This is a genomic window from Bacillus jepli (assembly GCF_047238305.1).
Lineage (GTDB): Bacteria > Bacillota > Bacilli > Bacillales > Bacillaceae_L > Ferdinandcohnia.
On the sequence record NZ_JBDFMO010000001.1, the window covers coordinates 4143240 to 4163882 of the forward strand.

A 20643-nucleotide genomic window follows, 5' to 3' on the forward strand; every position below is an offset into this window, starting at 1 on the left:
TCAACCAATAAAAGATGTTTAATAGAAAAATGTACGATTGTCATAACTATAATTATTTTAAAAAAATAAAAGGCATAAGGTTTAGACCTATGCCTCAATGTTACTTATATCTTGTTTTGATAATTTCATCTCTAACAATTTCTTGTTATTTATAACACTCTCATCTTCTGGACGATATTTTCTTGCAATCTCATTATGATGATATGCTTTTTCATATTCCCCAAGATAGTAATAACACACACATAGATTTAAATGAGGCACCCATGTCGTATAAGCTTCATTAAAAAATCCCCAATTTCCATTTGGTCTCTCATAGTTGACAGCTGTGTCATACCAAAACTTAGCAGCATTATATTTCTTATTACTTCTTAACAAATATCCTAATTTGCAGCAAATCTCTGGACGTGGCACATCATATTCAAAGGATTTATAAAGGGCTTCTTTTTGCTTTTCTGTATTTCCTAATTTTCCATAGCAATCTGCCAATCTTCCACATGCAGCGATTTTATCTTCCACCCAACCAGCATTCATATTTAAAAAGGTCAAATAGTTTTCAATCGCTTTTTCTGTATGACCATTTTCATCAAGTTCATTTGCATAGTAATAATAATCCCGTGGACTAAATGTATCCCCACGTTTAAGTCTATTTTCATATATCGCTAAATTTCTTCCTGTAGAATGATGTACTCTTTTATGAGAAACACAAATGTCTGTATCGAGTATCTTACCATCTACCTGTAAATACACATGACAATCTCCATACCATTGGAAGTTTCTATTTCTTTTTACGAGTCGATTTCTCCGAAAACTCAAAGTTACATTTCCATATTTATCAAATCCATAATTATAAATCATCGAAACAGAATCAACAGACGGATCTAATGTTTGCTTTAACTCTAGAAATTTTTTCTGATCTTCTTCAAAAAGTACATCATCAGCATCTAACCATAATATATAATCCTTTGTTGCGTGACTAAAGGAATAATTTCGTGCAGGTGCAAAATCACCAACCCACTCAAAATCATAAATTTTATCAGTAAACTCCCTTGCGATCTCCATTGAACGATCTGTTGAACCTGTATCTACAATAATAATTTCATCGGCAATATCTTTTGCGGAGTTTAAACAATTCCAGAGGGTTGCCTCCTCATCCTTCACAATCATGCATAAACTAATCGTGATCAAATTTTGTACCTCCTAACCTTATCTATTTCATACAGTGGGGTTTTACTCCCCATTAATGCACGATAAAAATAAGTACGGGTATGAGTTTTTTAAACCAATACCCGTAAATTTAAAACTAGTGACAACCGCAATCCTCTTGTTCATGATGGTCGCATTTTACCTGATAGCGTGGAGTAACACAGATTTTTCCTGAGCAGAAATCGTGGTCTCCGTTAGGAACACTACCTGCTACATTTGGACAAAAAACTTGGATTCTATTAAAGTTTGCTGCTGTAAATGTCATACAGCTTCCTGCAGACACTGTAAATGGTCCTGCAACTCCGGTACTGTCTTTCAAAAAACTAACTTGTACACCGCTTTCCCCGTCACAGTTTACTGAAACAAACCCTGAGGCAAATACATTTAGACCTGCTGCAACATAAACATCTCGCGTTTGACCCGGTGGAACACACCATTCACAGCAAATTTTGTCTTTGACAAAATCACAGGATTCCTTTTTGAACTCCTTATGTTTTCCACAGCAATCATTGCAATCACAAAAATCATGACATTTTCCCACTATTCGCACCTCCTGCATAATTTAATCCATATATTTGTATTTCTACTTTGCAAGATTTGAAACGGCTTATTTACTATATTTGCGAATAAAAAATGAATTTGTTCAATTGAGGAACATGTTAATAACCTTGTTAATTTAAAATCCGGTTGAAGCTTTTGCCTAGTACAATTAATGGTCCATAGCCATATAATAAAAAGACCAGTCTGAACGAAAGGAGGTAGTAATACTTGCAACTAGTAGAACTACAAAATGACAAAAAACATTGTATCCGAACAAAAAAAGTGTTCGATTGGGTGAATCGAATTGTTCAAATCAAGGAAAAAGAAGTCATTTCATTTCCTCATAAAAAAGATCACTTCAAAGATTGTATTTGCTGTGATTTTAAAATTAAATGCAATTCCTCCTCTAAAACGCTACTTTGGCAAGGGTACGGGATTGATCATGTAACCGCAACAGTAAAGATTAAGTTAACCTCCTCTTGTGGTTGTAAATTAGACATTTTTATTAATGGAGAAAAAATAAATTCAATTTGTGAAGGGCAATCCTTTTGTGGAACAATTGGAAAGGTTAAACGCATCGAGGTCCATTGTAATGGAAAGCATTCCGATAGCTGTTGCTGTGGAGTATTTGAGTTAAACATTCACTATACACACGAGGAAGAACCTTGTGAAGTGGATATAATGAATGCCATTTGCTTTCTATCTGATGAAAAAGGAAATCCACTGAATCCATTTGATCCTAATTCAATTACATGTGAAGAACAAACTGAAGATTACCCTAGAGAAAACGTAGAAATCACCCTTCCAAACGGTAAAAAGGTTACCTTGCAAAAAATCACCGTTTTGAAATCTGGATTTATTACAGTAAAATTCCTTGATTCCCAAAATAAAGTTTGCATGGTATGTACCTTCCCGTTTTTAGAATTTGAAACATTGCATCTTTGTGCTCCAGAAGGAACAATGCTTAAATGTGAAATCACTGATTTTGATTGTAAGGTAAAGATACTACCACATCCAAAAAAGTATACAAATTGCTTGAAAATCCAAATCTTAATCCAAATTTGTCAAAGTATCCAGGTTATTGGAGAAGTAAAGGTAGAGTTATTTGGAGCTTTATGTAACCCGAGAGAAGAAATAACGGAAAAAACCATTTGTCCACCTCCTGAAGTACCAGGGGATTGTCCATTGGTTCCTATTTAAAAAAGGAGTTTAGAAACTCCTTTTTTTGTTTCTACTTAACATATAAAAAACTAAACCCCTCACCATACACTCATACTGATGAGAGGTTCTATTCCTATTTACGTACTTTCTTACACCCACAGCCACCAGACTTTTTCTTAATAGGTTTGTTTTTACTAGAGGAAGAAAAAACCTTAACGCTGTCTGAAGGATTGTTCTTAGTATTGTTATCCATTTTTATTCCTCCATATATTGGTATAGTGTTAGTATATGTCCGTTTAACGAATATTGTTTTCCACGTTCTGCTTATTTTTTCTTCTTCTCATGTATGAGATTGTGAAAGAACCACCCATTTTCCATGCCTACTGATTTGTTTTCTGGACGTGATTTCTCGTTTTTTTTAATTGGTTCAGCGGATCTTTTCTGTTTTGCTTCATGCATATTAGATGAAACAAACTTTTGTTTTAGCATCTCATTTTCAGAACGTAGTTGGTTAATTTGTTCTCTTAATGTTTGATTTTCGAATAGTAATTTCTCTTTTTGAATGGATTTATATTTGGATAGTTCAGACTGTAAATGGATGATTTTCTGTTGCAAAATCACTGGATTACTAGAATTTCGATTCATTGTTTACCCCTCCTAAATTTCCTTTTGACTCTATATAAAGGATTGATTCTCCATATCATATGAGCAAAATTCCGCTAATGTCACAGCACACTTGACTACCTGAAACATACTATACAGTAGCCCCAATACCCAAAGGGTTATTACAACAAAAAGGAGGAACACTCAAGTGAGTTCAAACCATCATAATCATCATAACGATCATAATCATCATAACGATCATAGAGACCAAGAAAAAGTTTGTATACTGACAAGGAAGATATATGACTGGATCACTCGCCAAATTGACGTAAATCTAACATTCACAAACAATCTTCCTGTAAAATTCAAATGCAATGGTCAAACAGAGCGCACACTAGAGGAACTTTGTAATTTTCTACACCAATTTAACAATGTATCAGTTAATTGCTTCTTAAGTGATTCAATGGGCAATCCAATTGAAACTGGTTTCCAAAATAATAATCAGGTTACTGTTCAAGAAATCGGGCAACGCCAACCGGTTACTGTAACCTTACCTAACGGTGAGCGAGTGACTCTGCAAAGAGTAAAAGTTCTAATTAGAGGCTTTATAACAGTTGAGATTCTAGATGAAATGGATCATGTTGTCTGTATGACAAAAACTCCAATTCCATTCGCAACGACGCAAACATTCTTATTATGTGCACCGGAAGGAACAGACCTAAACGTACATGTTTCATTAGCTGAATGCGATGCAACATTAATTTGTGAACCAGGTATCCAACAACTAGATATCAATCTTACACTCTGCCTAGAGGTTCAAACAGAAGCTGATGTAAAGCTACAAATTGAAGCTAGACATTGTCAGCCACGTGAAGAAATTCTGGAAGAAGTCGTAATATGTCCAACAGAAAAATTCCCACCACAATGTCCAGAAGTTTTTCCTGCTCATCACTAAGAAGCACCGGTTAAACTAGACTGTTGAATCATCAACAGTCTAGTTTATTTTTGATGGTCATAAAACACAAATTCAACGTTTCTTACATAACTTGAAAAGGAGAGGAGGGATACCATATGAAACCAAGACAGCAGCAAGGACGTCAGGAAGACAGTATCCAATTAAAGCAACGGATTATTCATTATCAAGCCGAAATCATATCCTACGAGCACAAACTGAAATCCCTTCAAGCAACCATTGAAAAAGAAAAAGTACGAAATCAATTTTTGCAGGAAAAATTGTATTCAATTGAGGACCAACAAATGGAGACATATCAGAAGGAAATCTATGAATTAAAGGAAAGGCTAACACAGCTTGAAGTCGAGCTTGAGGAAGAAAAAAAACGATCAAAACAACTTCAACAAAAAGTCGTTTCGTCTAAACATCTAGCTGAGCCTCCAAAAGAAAAGCCTGTTGAAGCTTTTGCGAGCATTCAAGCCTATTTCGCTTATTCAACCCTCTTACCTACTACAGAGGATGATGATATTACCATTATTGGAGATTTCATGATTAAAAATACAGGAACAAAAGCCTTACATGACCTAATCGTTTGTATCAAACTTTCTCCTACAAATGCAGGTACTTTAAGTGGAAAAATCGCAAATAAAAAATCACAAAGCTTTATTGAATCCGATATTGATTGGGTCTTTTTACATGAAAACTGGAAAGAAAAAATCAAGGAGAACGGAGAATACTGGATTAAATATGTAGATCCAAACCCGCTCCAACCAAATGACACAATCGTCTTTCCTCAGTTTGATATTAATCTACTAAAAAATGAAGAAAATCATTCAGTAGTAGTCGATGGGTTTGTCTATAGTAAGGAGTTGCCAAAGGGTATCTTTTCACTGAATAAAATTATTGTAAACTATTAGAGTGGTTTGGGGATGAAGGATCGTTTGCACCATAATTAAGGCCGAATTGGTCTTCATCCCCTTTATGAAAACCTTTTTACTCTTTTCATTGCCACGAAAAGTCCTTCATATCCCAATGAGATCCATTTTAATCTTTTAGATAGTATTTTCCTCTATCTAAATAGTTGATAGATTCTGTGTAACCTAATAGAGTTACTAGACATGCATCTGAAACGAGCAATAAATCTGTTATGATGTAGGGCTTTTTAAGGGTTTTTTTAAAATTAGGAAGGGTAAGCGGCTGTAATTTGATTAATTTTCTAGTGGATTTAAGAATATATACATCAAAATGAGTCTTCAAATAGCTTAGGAAATCTTCAACCCTTATTTCAAAAGCTTCAAGATAGATGTTGTTAAAATCGAGGATTCCTATAACTTCCTCACAGTCTTTTGTAAGATTCTCGATTACTTTTAGAGCTTTTGCACCCGTTCCATGAAGATTCATTTTAAATAATAACTTACGATACTTTTTCTCAGTGTCAAGCAGTTGCTCAAGCGAGTGTTCTAGCTTAATCTGTTCTGCATTTGGGTGTTCTTTTCTTGATTTCTTCAGAAAGGGTTCCAGCTCTTTGTTTGCTTCACATCCTATTATTCGAGCTTCTTTATGATATTCTGTTGAAAAAAGAACATCTCCAAATCCAGACCCAATATCTATTATTAAATCAGGTGCAAATTGCATTGCTGCAACCTTCCAGACATTAGTTATCTTCTGGTGTAGAATGCCATTGCTTGCTACCAACTGCCTCCCTTTATTCGTTTGTTCATCGACATAAATACAATGATTTGAATTGCCAATATTGAGTTTCAAATAAGATCACTCCCCTCATCTATAGATTAAAAGGGGCTGTCCCATAAGTCCTAAAAAATTAGGCAAGGGAGAAAAACGAGTCGTTTTTCTCCCTTGCCTTTTTGAGATTTTCGATTTTTCTCTGAAAGTAGCTGGCGTAAGCCTGCTACTTTCAATATATTGTGGGCTAATGCCACAATTCCAAACTCAACATATACTTTGTCGAGCCCCCGCAGAGAAAATCTGCGGAACGACCTATTGCCCTTGATGTGACCGAACACACTTTCTACTTCAACTTTACGTTGAGCGTAGATAGCGGCCTTTTCTTCACATTCAAGGGCTGATTTAGCTTTAGCTTTCATTTCTTCAAAGATTGTGTTCCAATGAATCTGACGATTACCTTTTGCTTTTGTACATTGTGCCTTAAGTGGGCAATCTGTACAATCTTCACATTCATATATTTTGAAACTTTGCTCGTAGCCAGACTTATTCTTTTTGTTCATGTATTTTTTAAACGTAACTTTCATTCCATTCGGGCAAATAAAACAGTCATCCTCTTCCACATAAGTCCAATTCTTCGCGTTTTTGATGTCCTTTTTATATTTGCGGGTTTGTTCCTGTATATAACTTCCGTAAGGAATAAGAAACTCAAATCGTTGCTCTTTCTCATCTCCAACAGCGTATACATAATTCTCTTCACTACCATATCCTGCATCTGCACTCACTACTTTAGGCATTGGTAGAGAAGAATTAGCTAGTTTCTCCATGTGTGGAATAAAACAGCGAGTGTCCGTTGGGCGTTGATGGATTGAATAGTGAAGAATAAACTGTTTTTCAGTTCCTATTTGTACGTTATATCCCGGCTTAAGTTGACCATTTTTCATATGATCTTCTTTCATCCGCATGAAGGTGGCATCTTTGTCCGTTTTCGAATAGCTATTCCGATCACCAAACACTTCATTTTGTTCTTTGTACTTAGTCATTCTAGGTATAAAATCCTCTCGGATTTGCTTGATTGATTTCTTTAATTGACTACGTTCTTGCCTTTTTTCTTTTCGAACGTCTTTATCAGTTTCGCTATCAATTACCTCTGTTAATGCCTCTACTTTTTCCTCAAGTTCTTCGGCAACTTCTACTAATTCTTGTTCAGTGATTTTTTGTTCTGATTGTGCTTCCGACTGCGTTAATTCATGGATATGCTGAAGGGTGTCCTTAATTTTTTCTTTTAATTTCTCTTCGAAATTTGAAGTCGCTTGTTTCCATACAAAACTATACTTGTTGGCGTTGGCCTCAATCTTAGTGCCATCCAAAAAGTAATTTTCGAATGTTATGTAGTTCTCTTCAATCAACTTGTGAATCATAGCTTCGAATAGTTCATCCATAAAATCTTTCATGCGTCCGCCACGAAACTCATTTATTGTACGGAAATCTGGTAGTTGCATCGCTGACAACCACATGGCGGGGATACTTTCATTTGCTAATTTTTCGATTCCACGGCAGGAATAAACCTTTTGGGAGTAACCATAAAGGATGATTTTAAGCATCATTTTAGGATGATACGAACTTCTGCCACCACCTACATAGTAAGAAAACAGTTTCTCATCAGGAATAGCTTCAACCATTTCGTCTACTACACGGGCCTCGTGATGTTGTGGAATAAGGGATTCGATATCATAAATCATTTGAACTTGTCGATTATCGTAGGGTTTGAAAGTAGGAGCTAATCGCCTTGGATTAGGTTCTTTTTGTTTTTCACTTTCTTGGTTTTCCTCATTTTGAATTTCTAGTTTCACCTCTTCGAACTCTGGAAAAAGGGAAGTTTGCGTGTTATAATTTTCATTAGTAATCAATTGATTGCTCATAAAAAATCATCCTTTCTGGAATGTTGTGTGGTAACTTCATTTTACTAAAAAGGATGATTTTTTTGTGTAGTTTTTTAAAAAATTGGTGTTAATACTCCTGATTTTTGTAAACTTGTTGATTGTAGCGGAAGGTACGAGACTCCTGCGGGAAAAGCGTGGCCAGGGGAGACCCCGCAGGAGCTTGCGACGAGGAGGCTCCCGGACCGCCCGCGGAAAGCGAGTACCTGCAGCGGAAATCAACAACCATTTATAAATAAATATAACCAAAAACAAAAAATGAGGGGCTATCCTCAAATGTCATTTTTCAATGACTTTTCGGACAGCCCCTTTTTACGCATTTGATTGCAGTGGTCGGTAGCGTGATTTGATAAAGTCACGGATCAATTTGTGGAGAACGATATCACGGCGACATATTAAATAATCGACAACCTGCTTTTTCTCCTCTTCTGTAATGGCCCAGTCTTCTGGTGTATAGTCAACAATTTCGTATAATAGATGGATGGGAATCGATTGAATGATGGCTAATTGGTCGTAGAAATCCTTTTCATCTTCAATGAAGCCTGCAATTAGCTCATGAGTCGCACTTTTCATTAGTTTTCTACAATAGGTTGATAGATTTGTACTATCCCAGGCATATGAGCCAAATAGATCAGCGTGATCGATAATATAAAGTTCGTGATTTCCTTCACTCACTTCTTTAAAAAGGACGTTTTTTCTCGTCCGATCAAGATTATACAACCAGTAATCCAAAATGATAATTCCTGCAAGATGTTTGCGGTTGATGACATTCGGAGAAGTTAATTGATGAGCGTTTTGACAGTTTGGTATATACTCAACTGCAAACTGTGTATTTGTCACTTTTACAAGCTCCCCATCGCTCAGCTCACTAAAGTAGTTTTGCGGGATTTGTACGAAGCGGCTTGGTGGAACTGGAAGCTGTAGATACCGTGCAATTGAATAGCCTACCCATTCATTAAACAATACCTTCTCTTGGCCTTCCTTCAAAAATTTAACAATATACTGTTTGCCATTATCAAATGAAAAGAGATGTGCATTATTGGATTTCCCTTCAAATAATTGATGATACTTAGTTGGTTGGATGCTCATCACCCCCAGTCAACTCTTGAAGTAGTCTAACATAGCTTTCGGCACATTTTTCTAAAGAGAAATATGATTCTACGCGTTCTCTCGCGTTAGCGGATAGTGATTGATAATACTCTGGTGCATCTATGATTTGATAGATTTTTTTCGCTGCGTCTTGTGCATTTTCTTCGATATATAACAAGCCTGTCTTTCCATCCTCGACAATCTCTGGAATAGATGAGATTCCTGGAGCAACAACAGGTACCCCGCAAGCCATTGATTCAATAAAGGTGTTTCCAAACGACTCGCCCTTCGTTGTGGCTATGGTGCATCCGCCTGATTGTCGAACCTTTGAATACATATGTGGCATTTCTTGATAAGTAACTACCGGATACCATTTTACAATATCTGTTAAGTCATGCTCATTCCAATAGAATTCAAATTCACTTTTTTGTACACTATTTGCTCCACCGACGATCCAAATTTCAATGTCATTCCGTTCACTTTTAATTCGATGAGCAATTTCCATTAGAAGCTTCCAGTTTTTTCGCCCATCTAATCTACCAATGTAGGCAACTACCTTTTTCCCATTTGGAATGATAGGTTCTTTGTTTAAATGTGTTTCTTCGGGTTGGAGCGGTTTGAAAAATTCTGTATCAATGCCGTTATAAATTACTTCATAGGGTGCATTGGAATCGATTAGAATGGATGCTAGACGCTTTTGATGATGTGAGGGAACGATAATACGATCAGGTGTGACCTCGTCAAAATCAGGAAGATGACGAGTTAGCTTAAGAATTTCAGGGGTACGAGCCTCCAATATAAGAGGCCCCTTGTAGTTCGCTTTTCGAATCCACTTATAGCCCTTTTTCGTATCACAAATAATGATCACGTCATACTTGTTTTTTTGAATGATATCGACAATTTCTTTCTTGTCATTTGTAAGGTAGACCTTGGCGACATCGTCCATGATGTGCATGCCGCCAAGGTCTTTCACATACATAAAGTCTGTTTCAATTCCATATTTTTTAAAATAAACGGCTCGATTTCTCCAGCCTGCATTCACACCCCCAACAGTTAATAAGCGCCATATCACTAAAACCTTCAAGTTTAGCCTCCTTTCTGTAATACATTAATATATTACTAAATTACTTTTTCCGTTTCTTTTTAGAAGAAGTGTATACTCTTGCTTTATTATTTTCAGTTGAAGGTTGTAAAGATTCGTTCTTCTTGTTTTTCTTATCCTTCTTACTCTTTCCATAAATATATTCCCGTTCAAGCTCTTTTGCATTTGCCTTCACATATTCGATGTCCATCCCTTTTGCTGTTAGAGCTTTAATCCATTGTTCTTTGTGAACTTTCCTTACAAGGTCTTCGATTTTAGAATTCCATTCATCGTTTCCTGTTAAGAGTACTTTTTCCTCTTTTTTTAGCTTCTTTAGTTTGAAATCTTCTTGTGAAAAATATTTTTCATGTAAGGCTGTCGCATACTTTTCCATCTCTATATATTTCTGCCATTCCTCGTGAAGCTGAGGCGCCATTTCTTTTACATGCTCTAAAAACAACCCTTGATATTGATCTCCTAGGCTATTTAATAGTTTTCTCGGGTATGGGTAAACACGATTTCTCCATACGGTTGTACCTACATCAAGAACCTTTAGATTTCCATCATCCTGCACAAAAATATGGCGTTTATGGTGGTCAATTCTTTCAAGTCCAATTTGCTTATAGGTAGTTAATAAATGAATTAGCTTTTCAGATAAGTTTTTTGTTAAAGGTTGAGATTGCAAATACTCACGTAAGTCAATTCCGTAAACCATTTCCATGGCAATATAATTAGGACCGCTACAGAATACCTTTGGGAAAAGACTTGTATGTTGACCGAGCGATAAAGCATAGAGCTCACGTGCACAAACATCTTCCTCCCCGTATATCTTCACACAGACATCATCGTTTACTTGAAAGACTGCTCCATGAACACCCTTTCCGATCATATTAAGTGATGTATTATTATTTAGGACTGTTACTTCAGCATCCTCATGTGCTTGAACAGTGATATTTTTTACATAATTCTCAATTTCCTTACAGTCAACTATTTGATTCAATTTATTTCACCTCGCAACGTTTTACGTTGTATTTAAATAGAATGTGTATTTACTAATTTTGTTTGTAAAAGTCTATCAATGTATAGTATTCTTGGGAAATTAGCTTGTGTAGGACAAATTACTTAGAAAAACCGAATTTATTTCAATAAATTTAATCAAAGACTGCCTTGCTTTGAATCGCAAGCAGTCCTTGTCATAATTAAATTACGATTTTTCCTCCTTTACAGGGGCATCATTATCTCCGGCTGATTTTTCTTCTACTGTATTTTTCTCTGTGGATTCTTCAGTTGGCTCTTTAGTTTCTTCTTCTGTTTGTGTATTAAAACTAAATTGAATATTGCTGGAGACATTTCTGAGCACATTCTCCATTTCCTCTCTAACAATAGCACGGAGTTCATCGTATTTTTTTGACTTTTCTTTGTCCTTCTTCCCCATAGTTCTCACCTCCCAACTCAGTACTATAACGTATACCTTTTTAGCAGATTTGGAAGTGTGTTTGTCCTTTCTTGCTTAAAAAAGGGCATTTATGATTGTTCCATACACCAGGATGCTGATGGGGATTGAAGCATGATTAGCACTATTTGAACTCAAAAAAAACGAAGGTATCTTAATTGATATCTTCGTTTTGTCAATTATTTTGGGCATTCTAAATTAACCTCGTCTTCTTATTTGATCCAAGATGTTATGAATCTCACTTATGTTTGCGTCAGGTCCTATTGTAATATTCAGGTTACTCATACTTATATCCATACCCAAAACTTGAATAGAAACCCCACCTGGAGCATTCACATGCAATATGTTCTCTGGATTTGAGCTTTCTTGATTTGAACCTTCCTGAGTAAAACCATCTTGGTTCTGTCTATCTTTAGATGAACCACTTTTCCCCATATTCTCACCTCTTTACTGTTTCTAATTCCCACTATATGGAATATGTCTATAATCTGTATGGACAGGAGTGTATAAATAGGAAAATGTGTATTTACCTAGTAAACTAATTTAATAGTCTTGTAACACAAGTTTCGATGATGGCAGCAAAGCCCGCAATTGCAAAAATCACAATAAGCGGTTCTGAAAGGGGCAAATAAAATTCATAAAGAAGATAAAGTAAGCCGGTTGACCAGATACCAGTGCACCAGTAGCAACTTAATAACTCACCAATCCATCTTCTTATCCCGGTACCTTTAAGTTGAATATATTCTTCCACAGTCCCATCTGGGAGTTCTTCCTCAATCACATTATGAAAGGGTCTACGAATAAATTCAGTAATTTTATCAAACACCAATAGCCTTGTAAGTCGAAAACTTGCTAAGCCAAGTAGAATAAACTCAAAAACAGTCAAGACTTCTCCTCCTTTCAAGCGGAAACGCGTTAGAATATCCTTTTTAATAAAATATGGTCATCACAACAATTACATGATGACCATTTGAATATTAGGTTATGGCTTTCCAATTCCTTCATAATAAAAGCCCATTTTTTCAAGTACCTGTTTATTTAAAGCATTTCTTCCATCAAAGATGTATGGTTGCTTGACAGCGTTTTTCATCTTCTGCCAGTCTAGTTTCAAATACTCTTCCCATTCTGTAAGTAATAACACGCTGTCCACTCCATCTACCGCCTCAAACACATCTTTATACTGCGTTACATTGGGATTAGAAAGTGTAACTATTGGATCATGCACGTTAACGGAACAGCCTTTACCTACTAGTTCGTCAATTACAACCAAACTTGGAGACTCCCTTGTATCATCTGTCCCTGGTTTAAAAGCCAAACCTAATATCGCAATGCTCTTATCTTTCAAATCACCTATTGCCTTCTCAACCTTCTTTAAAAAGTAAAAGGATTGCGATTTGTTTATCGCCTCCACTTCTTCCAGAAGTGATAAATTCATGTCTACTTCCTTTGCAATTGTAATCAACGCACTGACATCTTTCGGAAAGCACGAGCCACCATACCCAATCCCTGCTTTGAGGAAATGGGGGCCAATTCGATGATCGAGACCGATTCCTTTCGAAATTTCATCAATATCCACCTGCATGTTATCGCAAAGTCTTGCCAGTTGATTGATAAAGGAGATTTTCAAAGCGAGAAAGGAATTTGAAGCATATTTTATAAGTTCAGCAGCATTTGGAGTAGTTTCGATAACGGGAGAGGTTTCACCAACATATAATTGTCTCATTATCTCTAGCGCCCTTTTACTTGAACTGCCAATTACCATTCGATCAGGATGAAGGGCATCATAAACGGCAGAGCCCTCTCTTAAAAATTCTGGATTTGAAACCACATCAAACGGGATCTTCCCATTTGCGGCTTCAATAACTGCTTTTACTTTGCTTGCTGTTCCAACTGGAACAGTGCTTTTATTAATTACTACCTTGTAGTTATTCATATGGGTTCCAATCATCTTCGCTACTGAATATACAGCACTCAGGTCAGCACTGCCGTCCTTTTTCTTAGGTGTTCCTACACAAATAAAAATAAGGTCATTTTTCCCGATAGCGGTTTTTGCATCGGTTGTAAACGTTATATTTTTTTGAGTCAGATGCTTCCTTAATAATTCGGGTAACCCCTTTTCATAAAAATGAAGCCTTCCCGATGATAATGCCTCTACTTTTTTTTCATCAATATCTAGGCCCGTAACCTTGTGGCCTTTTTCACATAATACTAGGCCTGTTGTTGTTCCGACATATCCTGTTCCAATGACTAAAATATTCACTTTACTTCTCCTCTTCCCCTTGTTGTAATGTGTATATTTTTTGAACAAGCCTTATATATTCAGCTTCTTTTGCAATATCAAAACGCTCACTGCTAACCTCAAGTCCATATGCGGGCTCAGATTGAAGCATGAGCTTAATGGCATCGGTTAGTTGAACTTCCGAACCAACACCAGGTTTGGTTTGTTCTAAGCATGCAAAAATGTTTGGCTTCAAAATATATCTTCCTGTTACAGCAAGATTCGAAGGTGGATTACTTTTCGGTTTTTCAACAATATCAGAAATTTTATACAAGCGGTCTTTTTCCTGTTTCTCTACCTGAATAACCCCATAGCTTTTCAAATGGGTAGGATCTACCTGTTGTAATGCTATAACATTCCTATCATATTCACGATAAGATTCTATTAACTCCTCCAATGGATTTAGTTTAGTAGGAAGGTAGATTTCATCCGGAAGTAGAATGGCGAATGGGTCATTCCCCACAAAATCCTTTGCTAATGAGACCGCATGCCCTAACCCCTTTGGATAGAACTGTCTCGTATAATATATTTTCACCTTCGGAAGCTCCAACGTATTGAGGAGATGTTGTTTGTTTTGCTGTTCTAGAAATGCTTCTAATTCTAAAGATCGATCATAATAATCTACAATTAAATTTTTAGTACGTGAGACAATCATGAGGATTTGTTCAATACCTGCTTTTACAGCTTCCTCGACAATATAATCAATCGCTGGACGCCCTCCGATAGGGAGCATTTCTTTTGGAAGTACTTTCGTCATTGGTAATCCCCGTGTACCAAACCCTGCAGCAGGAATAATCGCCTTTTTAATCATTTAGTTGTCTCCCCCCTTCTGTTATTATTCAATTTATTCACGAGTTGTCTTAGAGGAAGTTGTCCCCTATAGAAAGGGCTAGTAAATGAGGCAAACGTATAAACGATTTTCACACATAAAAAAACCACGGAGAAAATTCCGTAGGTTCCAAGTTTACCCTATCTCTTCATTTTTTGAAATAATGAATCTGTTCTGACTCGCTTAGGCGGCTTAATAAAAAATAAGACTAGAACAGCCGCTAGAGCAGAAATACCGGCGACTGAAAAGAACAAGATATCATGTGAAAGCTTCATTAAAATAGCAAAAACAGGTGGTCCAACAGCAACTCCAATAAAGCGGGCACTACTATAGATTGAAGTAATCGTACCTCTTTCATCTTTTTCAGTGCCATTCGTGATAAGCGCATCTAGGCTTGGAAGAGCGATTCCGATACCTATTCCACAAATGACAAGGGCAGCTATAAAAATATACAGATTTTCCGTGTAACAAATCCCAAAAACGGCTACTGTAGCTGCAAAAATCCCAGAAAATATAATCCATTTAATCGCATTTTTATCATCACCAAGCTTCTTTCCAGTAATAAATGATGCAAGGCACAGCGCTCCAAGCGGAATTGCAAGAATGAGACCTTTTACCATTCCATCAATTCCATACTTGTCCTCCAAAATTGACGATAAGAAAAAAAGCATCCCAAAAAGAATATAAAAACAAATCGCTCCGACGATAAAAATGGAGATCAGCCACCGCCCTTCATTTTTTAATGTTCGCTTAATTTTTTTAAGAAAAAATTTAAATTCAGTGGTGTCAACTTCATTATCCTTTGGTGTGTGAACCATAAATTGAATCAATAGAATTGAAATTAAACAAAAAATCGGAAAAGCTAAAAAAGGCATATACCAAATCATGGCTGCAAGTAACGCACCTAAAATTGGGCTTAGTACCTTTCCAAATGTATTGGATGTTTCAATTAATCCAAGACCGGTATTAACATCCTTCTCACTTTTACACATATCGCCTACAAGTGGGATAACAATTGGCGAAGCACCTGCAGCACCAATACCTTGCAACAGTCTACCTACTAGAATCAGGATATACGGACTTTCGAATAACCACGAAGCTAGTCCTGCAAGTAGACCTCCTACACCAGCAATGATTAAGCTTGGGATAATCACTTTCTTTCTTCCAATTCGATCGGAAAGAAATCCAGCAATAGGGATTAAAATAATTGCCACAATCGAATAAATAGTAATAATCAAGCTTGATTGAAAAGGTGAAATATCTAGTTCTTTTTCCATCATTGGTAAAACGGGTATTAGCATAGAATTGCCCAAGGTCATGACTAATGGGATGGATGCAAGTGAAAGTACGCCCCATTTTTCTTTTTTCTGCATATCACTCTTCTCCTTCGGAATTCTACTTCAAAAAGTTAAACATATAGATTTTAGCTTCACCTATTAAGGTGATAATATGTATAGAAAGGTTTATCATGGCTAGTTTTGGGAAAATAATAAACTAAAATATAGTATCAGATACTAAAACCAGGTATAATAAGATAAGAGGAAAACATTTTTGATGCATTTATGGAGGTAACAATGGAAGATTTAATTCAATTAGAAGGTAAAAATATTGTCGTTATGGGCGTAGCCAATGAAAGAAGTATTGCTTGGGGTGTTGCTGAATCCCTTTATAAAGCCGGTGCGAAAGTTATTTATACGTATCGTCTAGATCGTTCACGTGAAAAATTAGAAAAATTATTAGAGAAATACAATTACCCTGCAGAAATGATTGTAAGATGTGATGTGAATAGCGATGAAAGCATCTCACAAGCTTTTACTGAAATTGGTGAAAAAGTAGGAACAATCCACGGATTAGTACACTCTGTTGCATTCGCCAATGCAGATGACTTAAAAGGTGATTTTATCGATACATCAAGAGATGGATATGCGTTTGCACAAGATACGAGTGCATATTCATTAGTTGCTGCAGCAAAAGCAGCTCGACCATATTTAGCAGAAGATGCTTCGATCTTAACCATGTCTTATCTAGGTGCTGTACGTGCTCTTCCTGGTTATAATGTGATGGGAATTGCAAAAGCCTCACTTGAAGCTTGTGTAAGATACCTTACATTTGACCTAGGGAAAGATGGAGTTAGAATCAATGCAATTTCAGCGGGTCCAATTCGAACATTAGCTGCTAAAGGAGTTCCGGGCTTCAATGATATTATGAAAATGATTGAAGAAAAAGCGCCTCTTAAGCGAAATGTAACAAAAGAAGATGTTGGTAACATGTCCATTGCCATGCTAAGCAATCTTTCACGCGGAGTGACTGGCGAAGTAATTTATGTCGATTCAGGTTATAATATTGTTGGATAAAAAACAAGGGCGATACCAATTGTTGGCTCGCCCTTTCTTCATTTAGAATTCTAAATCAAATCTTAATTCATCCACATACTCCCTAGAGCCGGTCACAATTAATCGGTCCCCAAGCAGAAGTTCTGTATCACCATGTGGAACAATTGAATCTTTGCCTCTAAAAATCCGAACAAAGATGACATCTCCAGTAAACGGGAAGTTTCGCAACATGGTTCCATCATACACCCTATTGTTCATATCGATTTCAAACAAGGATTGTTCCTGATTCGTAAGGATTGTCATAATACTCGGTACTTCAATTAACGCACGAAGTAATGTATTGGTCGACATTAGTAAAGAGAATACTTCGATATTTTGATCCTTGAGTTCATCACCTAGTGAACCAGACTCGATTCTTGCAATGACACGATCAACTCCATTATCCTTTGCGAATTTCGCAATTTCAGCATTCTGCTGATCAGACCCAGTTGTAATAACTAAAATTTCCACATCAAACACATTTAAATTTTCAAGGGTTTCAATTGAATAATCTTCAAGACCCACAATATCGAATACAGAATCCGAATGTTTTTTATCAATTTTATCCTGGGTTGTATGATAAATCGTCGTATCATATAGCTTTGAGTTTAACTCCCTTATCACAGGTAATGACATCTGGTTTGCACCAATAAAGGCAACGCGAATGACTGGTTCTTCATCCATTTGCTTTGGAAACAGCTTTTTAAACCCTATTGGTGAAACGATACTTGCAATAATCGCAACTAAAATTAATGCACCAGACATCCGATCATCAATGATCCCCATTTTCTCCCCTACAGTTGCTGCTGCGATGACAAGAGATAATGTTGATGTTAACAATGCACCGGCCCCGATTGTCGTTCGCCAATCATACCAGCGCTTGATATAAAGAATCGGAACCATTTTTGAAATAACTAAAGCGATAAATAATAATGGAATAAGCATTAGTATTTTTGGATCCTGGAAAAGCGACCATATGTCGAGTTCCACCCCGATCATCACGAAGAAGATCGGAATTAAGAATCCATAACCAAATGAATCAAGCTGTTGCACCATTTCATGATTTGGTGACAATAATGAGACTAAGACACCAGCTAAAAACGCACCTAAAATATTCTCAGCACCAATCGTTTCAGAAAGAGCAACTAAAATCATGATGAGTGCAAAAATTGCTCTTGTTCCAATTTGAATGGTTCCCTTCGACATCGTTTCAAGGAAGGATCGATTTTGAAACCTCTTCCCAACTAAATAGAGGAGGATCCCTGCTCCAAATAAGATTAACAAGAGCCACATATTGCTCTCTCCGCCTCCGTAAATAGAGGCAAAAACAGCAAGTAAAATCATTGTAACAAGGTCAGCCACTACTGCAATTAGCAGGATAATCTGACCAATATTTGTTTTCATAATTTGGGCATCCTTAAGAGTTGGTACAACAACCCCTAAAGAAATCGTTGATATAATTAATGTCATTAAGAATGCATTATCTGTAAATCCTGTCCAAACAAATAGATAAGATAATAGAAGAGATAAAATAAAGATTCCTGCAAATACAATGATGGAAACAATAAAAGTACTTGGAGCCTTTTTTCCATTTGGGAGGGTTTGTTTCTTTTTGCCTCCTGCAAATGCAGAAAAGTCAATTTCAACCCCACTTAAAAACATTAAAAAAATGAATCCTAATGTTGATAAAGTTTCGAGCCACATATCAGGTTCAACCACGTCAAACCCACTTTTTCCAATAATAATACCCATAATAATTTCCGCTACAACAACAGGGATTACCCGAAGTTTAAATCTATGTAATAACAGTGGTGTCAAGAAGGCCACCACCATCACTATGACTAATGATGTTAATGAAGCACCATGTTCCATGTTTTACCCCCAATATCATAAATTTTAAAATTATTAAACAAGATAGCCCATAAAAAAGGTTGCTAATCCAAAATAAATTAAAATACTAATAATGTCATTAATTGTGGTGATAAAAGGTCCCGACGCAACTGCAGGGTCTACTTTTAACCGATGCATAAGTAACGGCACAAGTGCACCAGCAAGAGTTGCTACAATTAATGTAATAAAAATTGAAAATCCAACTAATAATCCTAGAAAAAAATCACCTTTCCAAAAATAAACAACGAACATTATTACCGTTCCACAAACAGCCCCAGTTATTACACCTGTCCCGGCTTCTCTCAGGATTAAAAGCCATTTATTTTCTTCTTCATCCTCACCAATCGCTATTCGACGAACAGCAACAGCCAATGCCTGTGTTCCAGTATTCCCTGCCATACCTGCAATTAACGGAATAAAAACAGCTAAAATGGCAACTTGATCTAAAGTTGCTTCAAATCGTCCAATAAGGCTTGCTGTCATCATTCCAAGGAAAGATAAAATAATCAGCCAAGGCAATCTCTTTTTAGCAGATGTAAAAATATTTTTATCAGCAGAATCCACATCTGAAATACCCGCAAGTTTTGAGTAATCATCAGATGCCTCTTCATCAATAACATCAATAATGTCGTCTACCGTAATAATCCCCAATAAATGATTTTGAAAATCGATAACAGGCACCGCTAAGAAATTATAGTCCCTCATCTTTCTTGCGACTTCTTCTTGATCCTCACTAACAGACACAGATACTACTCGGTCATTCATGATGTCAAGAATCATTGTGTCATCATCACTTACAAGCAAATCACGGATAGAAATGACACCGACTAGTCGTTTTTCTTCATCGATTACATACACATAATAAATCGTTTCAGCACGAGGAGCTTCTTTCTTTAAGATGTACATGGCTGATTTTACGGTTTGATTAGCATGTATCGCGATAAATTCGGTAGTCATAATACTACCTGCCGTATATTCCTCATAATGAAGAAGCTGTTTTATTTCCCCCGCAGCTTCATCATCCATTATTGTCAAATAGCTTGCGACCTGTTCCTTGTTTAATTCATTTAATACGTCAACTGCATCGTCCGCATACATTTGTGAAAGCATATCCGCGACAAAAGTTGGGTCCATCTCTGATAAAAGCTCTTCATATTCATTCTCATCAATTTCAAGGTTTTCGAAAACCTCAGCCATTTCTGTTGGTGATAAAAAAAGATATACGCGCATTCTAGCATCTTTTGGTAACTTTGCATAGAATTTTGATCTTTCATATGGATGAATTTCTAAGAATTTGGCGCGGAATTCGTCGATATTCTCATTTTCAAGAGCTACCAGCAATTGTTCAGTTTCTAATTGTTGTTGTTCTTTTTCATTTACTTCATGTTGTAACATGTTCTTCCCCCCCTTACAACTGAAAAACAAAATCTTAACATACATTTGGCAAAAATGTAACATACGACCATTTACTTTTTGTGGCAATTTGTATATCATTAATTTTTTAGTTTGCTCGATATAATGATTTGCAATCACTCTAAAATAAGCTAAGATAGAATTGGCTCACGAAAA

Annotated in this window: 20 protein-coding genes; 4 read left to right on the forward strand and 16 right to left on the reverse strand. The window is 36.4% G+C overall.

The annotated features are described in order from the left end of the window. Positions 1–87: 87 nt before the first annotated feature. Both ABC371_RS21125 and ABC371_RS21130 read right to left on the reverse strand, forming a co-directional pair. Positions 88–1185: a glycosyltransferase gene (locus ABC371_RS21125; RefSeq protein ID WP_412898597.1), complete on the reverse strand. Its 1098-nt coding sequence runs from the start codon at positions 1183–1185 to the stop codon at positions 88–90. 115 nt (positions 1186–1300) lie between these two features. Beyond that, positions 1301–1744, reverse strand: coding sequence for an S-Ena type endospore appendage (locus ABC371_RS21130; protein WP_412898598.1), 444 nt, complete (start codon positions 1742–1744; stop codon positions 1301–1303). Between the two features lie 227 nt (positions 1745–1971). Here ABC371_RS21130 and ABC371_RS21135 point away from each other — a divergent pair, with 227 nt between their 5' ends. Then, on the forward strand, positions 1972–2943 hold the full coding sequence (locus tag ABC371_RS21135; RefSeq protein ID WP_412898599.1) for a BMQ_0737 family morphogenetic spore coat protein: 972 nt from the start codon (positions 1972–1974) through the stop codon (positions 2941–2943). A 285-nt stretch (positions 2944–3228) separates the two neighbouring features. Here ABC371_RS21135 and ABC371_RS21140 read toward each other — a convergent pair whose 3' ends face one another. Beyond that, a complete protein-coding gene (locus tag ABC371_RS21140) occupies positions 3229–3549 on the reverse strand; it encodes a hypothetical protein (RefSeq protein ID WP_412898600.1) in 321 nt (106 codons plus the stop codon). A gap of 166 nt (positions 3550–3715) precedes the next feature. On the opposite strand from ABC371_RS21140, the gene ABC371_RS21145 reads away from it, so the two are divergent. Then, positions 3716–4462: a BMQ_0737 family morphogenetic spore coat protein gene (locus ABC371_RS21145; RefSeq protein ID WP_412898601.1), complete on the forward strand. Its 747-nt coding sequence runs from the start codon at positions 3716–3718 to the stop codon at positions 4460–4462. 116 nt (positions 4463–4578) lie between these two features. Next, the gene (locus tag ABC371_RS21150; protein ID WP_412898602.1) at positions 4579–5376 is read left to right on the forward strand and encodes a hypothetical protein; all 798 of its coding nucleotides are present in this window, start codon (positions 4579–4581) and stop codon (positions 5374–5376) included. 127 nt (positions 5377–5503) lie between these two features. On the opposite strand, the gene ABC371_RS21155 is transcribed toward ABC371_RS21150, so the two are convergent. From ABC371_RS21155 to bcbE, 11 genes are all read right to left on the reverse strand, one after another. After that, complete coding sequence (locus ABC371_RS21155) at positions 5504–6223, reverse strand: hypothetical protein (protein WP_412898603.1); 720 nt, start codon at positions 6221–6223, stop codon at positions 5504–5506. Positions 6224–6273: 50 nt separating this feature from the next. Next, on the reverse strand, positions 6274–8064 hold the full coding sequence (locus tag ABC371_RS21160; protein WP_412898604.1) for an IS1182 family transposase: 1791 nt from the start codon (positions 8062–8064) through the stop codon (positions 6274–6276). 330 nt (positions 8065–8394) lie between these two features. Continuing rightward, positions 8395–9171: a HipA family kinase gene (locus tag ABC371_RS21165; RefSeq protein WP_412899414.1), complete on the reverse strand. Its 777-nt coding sequence runs from the start codon at positions 9169–9171 to the stop codon at positions 8395–8397. Beyond that, a complete protein-coding gene (locus ABC371_RS21170) occupies positions 9152–10255 on the reverse strand; it encodes a glycosyltransferase family 4 protein (protein ID WP_412898605.1) in 1104 nt (367 codons plus the stop codon). The genes ABC371_RS21165 and ABC371_RS21170 overlap by 20 nt, the downstream gene beginning before the upstream one ends. 40 nt (positions 10256–10295) lie before the next feature. Further along, entirely contained in the window at positions 10296–11252 is a 957-nt protein-coding gene (locus tag ABC371_RS21175; protein WP_412898606.1) for a protein kinase family protein, read from the reverse strand. A gap of 204 nt (positions 11253–11456) precedes the next feature. Further along, on the reverse strand, positions 11457–11687 hold the full coding sequence (locus ABC371_RS21180) for a hypothetical protein (RefSeq protein WP_412898607.1): 231 nt from the start codon (positions 11685–11687) through the stop codon (positions 11457–11459). A gap of 216 nt (positions 11688–11903) precedes the next feature. Further along, positions 11904–12140: a hypothetical protein gene (locus tag ABC371_RS21185; RefSeq protein ID WP_412898608.1), complete on the reverse strand. Its 237-nt coding sequence runs from the start codon at positions 12138–12140 to the stop codon at positions 11904–11906. A gap of 103 nt (positions 12141–12243) precedes the next feature. After that, entirely contained in the window at positions 12244–12591 is a 348-nt protein-coding gene (locus ABC371_RS21190) for a DUF1360 domain-containing protein (protein WP_412898609.1), read from the reverse strand. 96 nt (positions 12592–12687) lie between these two features. Further along, entirely contained in the window at positions 12688–13965 is a 1278-nt protein-coding gene (locus tag ABC371_RS21195; protein WP_412898610.1) for a UDP-glucose dehydrogenase family protein, read from the reverse strand. A 1-nt stretch (position 13966) separates the two neighbouring features. Beyond that, the gene (locus ABC371_RS21200) at positions 13967–14794 is read right to left on the reverse strand and encodes a UTP--glucose-1-phosphate uridylyltransferase (protein ID WP_412898611.1); all 828 of its coding nucleotides are present in this window, start codon (positions 14792–14794) and stop codon (positions 13967–13969) included. A gap of 158 nt (positions 14795–14952) precedes the next feature. Next, complete coding sequence (gene bcbE, locus ABC371_RS21205; protein WP_412898612.1) at positions 14953–16185, reverse strand: bacillibactin exporter BcbE; 1233 nt, start codon at positions 16183–16185, stop codon at positions 14953–14955. 201 nt (positions 16186–16386) lie between these two features. Here bcbE and fabI point away from each other — a divergent pair, with 201 nt between their 5' ends. Continuing rightward, the gene (fabI, locus tag ABC371_RS21210; RefSeq protein ID WP_116351099.1) at positions 16387–17166 is read left to right on the forward strand and encodes an enoyl-ACP reductase FabI; all 780 of its coding nucleotides are present in this window, start codon (positions 16387–16389) and stop codon (positions 17164–17166) included. Between the two features lie 42 nt (positions 17167–17208). On the opposite strand, the gene ABC371_RS21215 is transcribed toward fabI, so the two are convergent. Beyond that, positions 17209–19056, reverse strand: coding sequence for a monovalent cation:proton antiporter family protein (locus ABC371_RS21215; RefSeq protein ID WP_412898613.1), 1848 nt, complete (start codon positions 19054–19056; stop codon positions 17209–17211). Positions 19057–19089: 33 nt separating this feature from the next. Beyond that, positions 19090–20469, reverse strand: a complete 1380-nt coding sequence (gene mgtE, locus ABC371_RS21220) for a magnesium transporter (protein ID WP_412898614.1) — start codon at positions 20467–20469, stop codon at positions 19090–19092. Positions 20470–20643: the final 174 nt, after the last annotated feature.

Excerpts from the sequence above, each read along its gene's own strand:
- ABC371_RS21140 (WP_412898600.1), bottom strand. The coding sequence starts at position 3,549 with ATGAATCGAAATTCTAGTAATCCAGTGATTTTGCAACAGAAAATCATC.
- ABC371_RS21150 (WP_412898602.1), top strand. The coding sequence starts at position 4,579 with ATGAAACCAAGACAGCAGCAAGGACGTCAGGAAGACAGTATCCAATTA.
- ABC371_RS21160 (WP_412898604.1), bottom strand. The coding sequence starts at position 8,064 with ATGAGCAATCAATTGATTACTAATGAAAATTATAACACGCAAACTTCC.
- ABC371_RS21165 (WP_412899414.1), bottom strand. The coding sequence starts at position 9,171 with ATGAGCATCCAACCAACTAAGTATCATCAATTATTTGAAGGGAAATCC.
- ABC371_RS21180 (WP_412898607.1), bottom strand. The coding sequence starts at position 11,687 with ATGGGGAAGAAGGACAAAGAAAAGTCAAAAAAATACGATGAACTCCGT.
- ABC371_RS21185 (WP_412898608.1), bottom strand. The coding sequence starts at position 12,140 with ATGGGGAAAAGTGGTTCATCTAAAGATAGACAGAACCAAGATGGTTTT.
- ABC371_RS21200 (WP_412898611.1), bottom strand. The coding sequence starts at position 14,794 with ATGATTAAAAAGGCGATTATTCCTGCTGCAGGGTTTGGTACACGGGGA.
- bcbE (WP_412898612.1), bottom strand. The coding sequence starts at position 16,185 with ATGCAGAAAAAAGAAAAATGGGGCGTACTTTCACTTGCATCCATCCCA.
- fabI (WP_116351099.1), top strand. The coding sequence starts at position 16,387 with ATGGAAGATTTAATTCAATTAGAAGGTAAAAATATTGTCGTTATGGGC.
- ABC371_RS21215 (WP_412898613.1), bottom strand. The coding sequence starts at position 19,056 with ATGGAACATGGTGCTTCATTAACATCATTAGTCATAGTGATGGTGGTG.
- mgtE (WP_412898614.1), bottom strand. The coding sequence starts at position 20,469 with ATGTTACAACATGAAGTAAATGAAAAAGAACAACAACAATTAGAAACT.